The 733-nt window shown below is 45.7% G+C and carries 1 protein-coding gene; it reads left to right on the forward strand.

The window, feature by feature from the left end:
* Positions 1-733: SHIRT domain-containing protein (locus tag D8862_RS09490; protein ID WP_221762946.1), on the forward strand; the 733-nt coding region annotated here is incomplete at both ends.

A 733-nucleotide genomic window follows, 5' to 3' on the forward strand; every position in this document is an offset into this window, starting at 1 on the left:
CATCGCAGCCTTGACCCCAAGCGACAGTGCAACATATGAAAATGGAAATACTGTTTCCGCTAAGCAACCATCTCAAATCACATACACAGATAGTGTGAACGACGGCACTTGGACCTTCAAGGGTTACAATGCAGCTAGTGCTGTAGTCAACAAGTCCAATGTAGAGTTTGTAGGAAAATGGGCCTTTAAAGCCAACAAGTATCAAGCTACTTATCGCTTCGAGAGCGAGACATCAGGAAAAGCTCTTCCAGCGGAAATCACCGCTTTGATTCCAAGCGACAGTGCAACATATGTGAATGGTGCCTCTGTTTCGGCTAAACAACCATCCCAAACCACTTACACCGACGCAGTGAACGACGGCACTTGGACCTTCAAGGGTTACAATGCAGCTAGCGCTGTAGTCAACAAAGCTAATGTAGAGTTTGTAGGAAAATGGGCCTTTAAAGCCAACAAGTATCAAGCTACTTATCGCTTCGAGAGCGCAACAGCAGATAAAGCTCTTCCAGCAGCCATCGCAGCCTTGACCCCAAGCGACAGTGCAACATATGAAAATGGAAATACTGTTTCCGCTAAGCAACCATCTCAAATCACATACACAGATAGTGTGAACGACGGCACTTGGACCTTCAAGGGTTACAATGCAGCTAGTGCTGTAGTCAACAAGTCCAATGTAGAGTTTGTAGGAAAATGGGCCTTTAAAGCCAACAAGTATCAAGCTACTTATCGCTTCGAG

The organism is Streptococcus oralis (assembly GCF_003942585.1).
Taxonomy (GTDB): domain Bacteria; phylum Bacillota; class Bacilli; order Lactobacillales; family Streptococcaceae; genus Streptococcus; species Streptococcus oralis_BE.